The sequence below is a fragment of the Streptomyces sp. CRN 30 genome (assembly GCF_034105845.1).
In genome coordinates, this window is sequence record NZ_JAVRHI010000272.1 from 1 (window position 1) to 6,925 (window position 6,925).

General features: G+C 72.4%; 6 protein-coding genes. 3 read left to right on the top strand and 3 right to left on the bottom strand.

Annotated features, from left to right (window positions below; genetic code table 11):
- The 3 genes from UW392_RS28980 to UW392_RS28990 form a co-directional block, all read right to left on the bottom strand.
- A partial coding sequence (locus UW392_RS28980) for a phosphodiester glycosidase family protein (protein ID WP_320778090.1) occupies nt 1-807 on the bottom strand: 807 nt, incomplete at its 3' end.
- Nucleotides 808-883: 76 nt separating this feature from the next.
- Nucleotides 884-1,300 carry a DUF779 domain-containing protein gene (locus UW392_RS28985; protein ID WP_320778091.1) on the bottom strand — a complete coding sequence of 139 codons (417 nt, stop codon included), beginning with the start codon at nt 1,298-1,300 and terminating at the stop codon, nt 884-886.
- Between the two features lie 48 nt (nt 1,301-1,348).
- The gene (locus UW392_RS28990) at nt 1,349-2,206 is read right to left on the bottom strand and encodes a glucose 1-dehydrogenase (protein WP_320778092.1); all 858 of its coding nucleotides are present in this window, start codon (nt 2,204-2,206) and stop codon (nt 1,349-1,351) included.
- 85 nt (nt 2,207-2,291) lie between these two features.
- Here UW392_RS28990 and UW392_RS28995 point away from each other — a divergent pair, with 85 nt between their 5' ends.
- From UW392_RS28995 to UW392_RS29005, 3 genes are all read left to right on the top strand, one after another.
- Nucleotides 2,292-3,143, top strand: coding sequence for a helix-turn-helix transcriptional regulator (locus tag UW392_RS28995; RefSeq protein WP_320778093.1), 852 nt, complete (start codon nt 2,292-2,294; stop codon nt 3,141-3,143).
- A gap of 275 nt (nt 3,144-3,418) precedes the next feature.
- Nucleotides 3,419-4,441 carry a substrate-binding domain-containing protein gene (locus tag UW392_RS29000; RefSeq protein ID WP_320778094.1) on the top strand — a complete coding sequence of 341 codons (1,023 nt, stop codon included), beginning with the start codon at nt 3,419-3,421 and terminating at the stop codon, nt 4,439-4,441.
- A 196-nt stretch (nt 4,442-4,637) separates the two neighbouring features.
- A partial coding sequence (locus UW392_RS29005) for a nitrate- and nitrite sensing domain-containing protein (RefSeq protein ID WP_320778095.1) occupies nt 4,638-6,925 on the top strand: 2,288 nt, incomplete at its 3' end.

Consider the following 6,925-nt stretch of genomic DNA (forward strand, 5'->3'; position numbering starts at 1 on the left):
CAGCCGCCGGGCGCCCGCCTCGCGGCCCACCAGGACGGTGGTGCCGGCGGCGATGGCGCCGCGGCCCGGAGTGCCGGCCGCCGACACCACCCGGCCGCCGTCGACCGTCACCTCGTGGGTGTCCTTGCTGCACGGCGCCCCCCGGTCGGTGTCCGTGCCGCAGGTGGCGCGCGCCCGGGAGGCGCTGCCCCAGTCCGCGGTGAACGCACCGACGGAACCTTCCGGCAGCGCGTACTGGTTGAGGCCGCCGAGGGGGAGCGTGCCCCGGGCGGTGGTGACCGCGCCCTTGAGGGCGAGGCTGTCCAGGCGGGCCGTACGGTCCTTCCCGACGCCCAGCACGTCCCGGGTGGTCGTGCCGGGCGGCAGGGCCGGACCGAAGCGCTGGCCCCTCGGGACCGCGGCCTTCAGCGGGCGTCCGTCCGCGATCGCCGGTCCGACCGCCGCGCCCGTGGCCTCGACGCCCGGGTGCTGGGTCTCGGTCATGTTGAAGAAGTCCCCGTTCACACCCGCGACGGCGCCCGCGGCGCCGGCCAGCCGTGACACGGACGCCCGGGCGGCCACCGCCCCGGGGTGCAGCAGGCCGGCCCGTACGCCCGGGGCGCGCAGGTCGACGCTCAGCACATGCGCGTGCGCCACTCCCGAGGCCGCCGGGACGTCCACCTCGCGGTAGCCGACACCCGGGGCGAGCTCCGCGGCGCCCGGCACGGCGCCGGCCGGTGACGCCCCCACGAGGGTGCCACCGGCCAGCGCGCTCCAGGCCGCGAGGAGGGTAAGGAGCGATCTGTACCGCCCGACACGACGCACCACGGCGACCCCCTGATGACTCGTCACATTTACGGGACTTCAGGTAAGTGCACCAGGAGAGCGCTGCCAAGGAGGCGTGTCAGGCCTCGACGACGCGGGAACGGATCAGAAAACGCACTCCTTCGGGTGCCTCCAGGGAGAAACCGCTGCCCCGTCCCGCCACCACGTCGACGGTCAGCCGGGTGTGGCTCCACGCCGCGTACTGGTTCCGCGACATCCAGAACGGGACCGGTTCGGCCACCCCGTCGACCTCCAGTTCGGCCAGCAGCACGTCCGAGCCGCCCGTCCGGAACTCGCCCGCCGGGTAGCACATGGGGGCGCTGCCGTCACAGCAGCCACCGGACTGGTGGAACATCAGCGGCCCGTGCGCGGCGCGCAGCCGCCGGATCAGCCCGGCCGCCTCGCGGGTCAGCTCCACGCGGGGCACTGTCTCGTTCGTCGTCTCGCTCACCGGGTGTCCCTCCGTCTGGCGGTCGTCGGCGATGCCAGTCGACATCCGGCGGGGTTGCGGCGAGGTTGCGAAGGTGCGTGTCGTCGGCTCGCGTCAGGCCCGCGCACCGCCGTCGACCGGCAGGACCGCGCCGGTCACGTACGAGGAGCGGTCGCTGAGCAGCCAGGCGGCGGCCTCGGCGATCTCCTCCGGGGCGGCGGCGCGGCGCAGTGGCGTCCGGGCGTTGAGCCGGTCGACGATGCCGGGGGAGTGCTCGTCCCACTCGCGGATCATCTCGGTGAGCGTCGTGCCGGGCGCGACCGCGTTGACCCTGATGCCCTCCGGGCCGTACGTGACGGCGGCCGACTCGGTGAGGCTGTTGACGGCACGCTTCATGGCACCGTACGAGGGCAGTGCGGGGTTGCCCCGGAAGCTGCCGACACTGGAGACGTTGACGATCGCGCCGGCCCGGGCGGTGGCCCGGATGGCCGCGACCTCGGCCGCCATGGCCAGCCAGACGCCCTTGAGGTTGACCGTGTAGACGTGGTCGAAGTCGGCCTCGGCGGTCTGGTCCAGCGGTCCGGGCGGCACGCCGGTCCCGCCGTTGTTGAGGGCTCCGTCGAGCCGTCCGTACAGCTCCACGGCCCGCTCCACGGCGTTCCGGACGGAGTCCGCGTCGGCCAGGTCGCACACCACGTGCTCCGCGGTCCCGCCGGCCCGCCGGACGTCCTCGACCACGGCCTTCAGCTGCTCCTCCGTACGGGCCGCCAGCAGCACCCGGGCGCCCTCCCGGGCGAAGAGCCGCGCGGCCGCCGCGCCGATACCGCGCCCGGCGCCGGTGACGAGGACGGCCTTGCCGGCCAGGAGACCGCGACCGGTGACCTCGGTGTTCTTGTCGCTTTCGGTGTTCCCGGTGTTCCCGGTGTTCCCGGTGTTCTCGGTGTTCCCGGTGTTCTCGGTGGTGAAGTTCATGGAAGGAGCTTCGGCCGCCGCGTGCCGCCCATCCAGGCACCGCCGGTACCTGGATGACGGTCGCCGGCCCACGCACAATCGGGGTATGGACAGACGACAACTGGCGGTGTTCCTGCGTGACCGGCGCGAGCGGATCACCCCCGCCGACGTGGGGCTCCCGGCCGGTCCGCGGCGCCGGACACCGGGCCTGCGCCGCGAGGAGGTGGCACAGCTGGCGTTCATCTCGACGGAGTACTACACCCGCCTGGAACAGGCCCGGGCGCCCCACCCGTCCCACGAGGTGCTGACCGGGATCACCCGTGCGCTGCGCCTGTCGGACGACGAGCGTCGCCATCTGCACCACCTCGCCGGCACGCCGCTCCCGTCCCCGGCGGGCCCTCCGCGCGAGGTCCGGCAGAGCATCGTCGACCTGCTGCACCGGCTGCCGCTGTCCGCGGCGTTCGTCATGTCCGCGAGCTACGAGGTCATCGCCTGGAACCCCCTGACGGCGGCCCTCATGGGCGACTTCTCCGCCCTGTCGCGCCGCGACCGCAACCTGCTCCGCCGGGCCTTCCTCGGCCCGGTTCCCGAGGGGCACGGAGCGTACGGCCCGGCGGACCGGGACGCGTTCACCCGCACCGCGACCCGCCACCTGCGCGCCGCCGCCGGACGCTATCCCGACGATCCCGAGCTGACCATGCTGGTGGCCGAACTGCTCGACAGCAGTCGCGAATTCGCCCAGCTGTGGTCCGCGCACGACGTGAGCGGCGAGATCGCCCTGCGCAAGACCCTCCGGCACCCCCTGGTCGGCCCGGTCACCGTCAACTGCGACATGCTGGACATCGCCGACCGCGACCAGCGAGTCGTCATCTACACCGCCGACCCCGGCTCCCGCGACGAGGAGGCCCTGCGGCTGCTGTCGGTGGTGGGGACGCAGCGGATGGATGTGGCGGGGTGAGTGTCGCGGGATGACACGTGTCGAGAAGTCGGGGTGAGGGTGTGGAGGGTCGGAGCGGCCGGGTCTTCACCGCAGTTCACTTGACTACCAGAGGTCACACGCGATTGGCTCCGGCGAGCGCTTTTCCGGAAGTTGGCGTGCACTGTCCAGGTAGCTGCGTCGATTTCACCCTTCCTGTCCCTTCTTGATCACTTCTGTTCGTCCCGCTCGCATCGTTCCTTCCTGTCCCTCCCCTCCCTCACCGACTCGGCCGCACAGCGAGGTGCCGCACCCTCATGAACACGTCCCCCGCGCCCCACACCTCTCCCCGACCCGTCCGCGCCACGGCCCTCGTCTCGGCCGTGGCCGTCGTCTGCCTGCTGGCGGCCGGCTGCTCGGACTCGGACGGTGCCGGTTCCGGCTCGGAGGGTGGCGCGACGGGGCGGGCGGACGGTTCCGGGCTCAAGGTCGCCATGATCACGCACGGTGCCGAGGGGGACGCCTTCTGGGAACGGGTGCGCAAGGGGGCCGAGACCGCCGCGGCCAAGGACGGCATCGAGCTGACGTACGCGAGTGACGCGGACGCGACGCGCCAGGCCGAACTGGTGCGCGAGGCGGTCGACGGCAAGGTCGACGGCATCGCGCTGACCCTGGCCAAGCCGGCGGCGATGAAGGGTGCGGTGGACGAGGCCCGGGCGGCCGGCATACCCGTGGTCGGCCTCAACTCCGGCATCGACTCCTGGCGCTCGCACGGTCTGCTGCAGTACTTCGGCCAGGACGAGAACCTCGCGGGCCGCGCCCTCGGCGACAAGCTGGACGACCTCAAGGGTGAGCGCGCGCTGTGCGTCGTGCACGAGCGGGGCAACGTCGCCATGGAGGCCCGCTGCGCCGGGGTGCGCAACGCGTTCGCCGGCGAGACCCGCAACCTGTACGTGGACGGCACCGACATGGACGCGGTCACCGACTCCGTCGCGGCGGCGCTGCGGCAGGACCCCGGCGTCGACGAGGTCGTCACGCTGGGCGCCCAGTTCGCGCTCGCCTCCGTCGAGTCGGTGAAGGAGGCGGGCAGCAAGGCCGAGATCGCCACCTTCGACCTCAACGAGGAGCTGGTCGAGGCGGTGCGGAAGGGCGACGTGCAGTTCGCGGTCGACCAGCAGCCGTACCTGCAGGGCTACCTCGCCGTGGACGCGCTCTGGCTCTACGAGACCAACGGCAACGTCAGTGGCGGCGGCGAGGCCCCGGTGCTCACCGGCCCGGCCTTCGTCACCAAGCAGAACGCCGACGACGTCGCGGAGTTCGCGGCGAACGGCACCCGTTGAACCGGCCGGACGGGCCGTGCCGGGGGAGTGCGCATGCGTAGCGGTGAGTTATCGGGTACCTCACGATGCGTGCGATCACTTGTACGGATAGCATCCTGCGCACCCGTCGTACCACGTCGCCCCTTCATCGACTTCATCGACTTCATCGAGTTCACCGACAGACCACTCTCGCCCCACTGATCGCCCAAGGACGACGATGCCCTCACGGACAGGTGCCCGGCGCCGTCTCGGCTCCATACGTCTCTCGCTCATCCTCCTGGCACTGATCCCCAGCGTCACCCTCACCGCCATGTGGGGTGTGACGACGATCCAGATGTTCTCGGAAGGACTGCGGCTGCGGGAGCAGACCGGACTGAGCAAGTCGACCGGCGCCATGGGCACCGAGGCCGCCATCGCCCTGCAGCGCGAGCGCAGGCTGTCGGCCGACCTGCTGGCCGGGACCGACGGCGCCCGGGCCGCCCTCGACGAGCACCGGGAGCGCACCGACGCGGCGATCGCGAAACTCGTCGGCCAGTCGGACGCCGTCCGGGGGGCACCCGCCCGCATCGGTGAGCGGGTGTACTCCGTCATCGCGGCGGCCGACAGCCTCGAGTACTACCGGGACCAGATCGACGACCCCCGGGACATCACGCCGCAGCAGGGGCTGGACCAGTACACCTCGATCATCGACGAGCAGATCCACGCCTTCCAGGAGCTCTCCCAGGTCGACAACGGCGACCTCACCTCGCAGGCACAGCCGCTGGTCATCCTGGAGCACGCGGCGGAACTCGTCTCCCAGGAAGACGCCCTGCTGACCCTCGCCTGGCCGTCCGGAGAGCTCGACGACGTGACCCGGAACCAGTTCGCGGACCTGGTCAGCGCCCGCCGCTGGGTCCTGAACGACCAGCTCCTGCCCAGCCTGCGTGGTGATGTGAAGACGCGGGTCGAGGAGATGCTGCAGAGCCCGGAGTGGACGACCCTGGAAGCGGTGGAGAACCAGGTGCTCGACGCCCGGTCCACGGACTTCGACACCCGCGCCACCGTGCTGCGGGACGCGCGGGAGCCGTGGGACGCCGCGATGGACGAGCTCATCCCCCAGTACACCGCTCTGATCCAGCAGGAGACGCGGGGCCTGCTGGAGCGGAGCGGTGACGAGGCCCGCGGTCTCCTCATCACCGCCGCCTCGCTGAGCGCCGCCGGCCTCGCCGCCCTGCTGCTGTGCGTCGTGATGTCCTGGCGCATCACCCGCTCCCTGTCCCTGCGCCTGACCGGACTGCGCCGGGCCACCCTGGGCCTGGCCGAGGAGCGGCTGCCCGACGTGGTCGCCCGCCTCAACCGGGGCGAGAAGGTGGACGTGGAGTCCGCCACCCCGCCGCTGGACTACGGCCGCGACGAACTAGGCCAGGTCGCCCAGGCGTTCAACACCATGCAGCGCACGACCGTGCACACCGCGGTGGAACTCGCCGACACCCGGCGCGGCTTCCAGAAGGTCATCCTGGGCATCGCCCGGCAGAGCCAGAACCTGGTCAACCTGCAGCTCCGCAAGCTGGACGCGATGGAACGCCAGCACCAGGACCCGCAGTTCCTGGAGGGGCTGTACGAGCTCGACTCCACGGCCAGTCAGTTGCGACGCTACGAGGAGAACCTCGTCATCATGAGCGGCGAGCGCCCGGGGCGCACCTGGACGCGGCCGGTGGCCCTCATCGACATCCTGCGCAGCGCCGTCGGCGAGGTCGCCCAGTACCAGCGGGTGGAGGTGGACACCGAGGAGGAGGTGTACGTCGCACCGCCCGCCGTCGCGGACGTCATCCACCTGCTGGCCGAACTCATCGACAACGCGACCTCGTACTCGCCCGCGCCCAGCCCCGTGACCGTACGGGCCGCGACGGTCGCCAAGGGGCTCGCCGTGGAGATCGAGGACCGCGGTCTGGGCATGTCCGACGAGGACTACGCCGCGTTCAACGAGCAGCTCGCCCAGGCGCCCCAGTTCGACGTCGTGGCGCTCGCCGACGACCTGCGGCTCGGCATGTTCGTGATCGCCCGCCTCGCCACCCGGCACGGCATCACCGTCACCCTGCGCCCCTCGCCCTACGGCGGCACCACCGCGATCGTGCTGGTCCCGCACGAGATCGTGGTGCGGGAGGGCGCCGACGAGCCCGCCGCCGGCTCCGGCCCCGGCCCGGTCCTCGGTTCCGGCTCCGGATCCGGAGCCGGAACCGACAGCTCCGGCTCCGGTGACGGGGACGCCGGTCCCACCCGCGAGCACACCGCGGAGCCGTACCCCACCGCGCACGCACGCGCCGGCGAGACCGCGCACGTACGGACCGGCGATTCCGAGGACGTACGGACCGGCGATCTCGTGCACGCTCGGACCGACGACGAGGGGCACGCCGCGCGGAGCGACGAGAACGCCGCGCCCGCCACGGCCGCCGCGCCCGCCACGTCCACGTCACGACCCGCTCCCCGCACCTCGCCGGCCGTCGGCGCCGACGGCGGCGCGGGAGC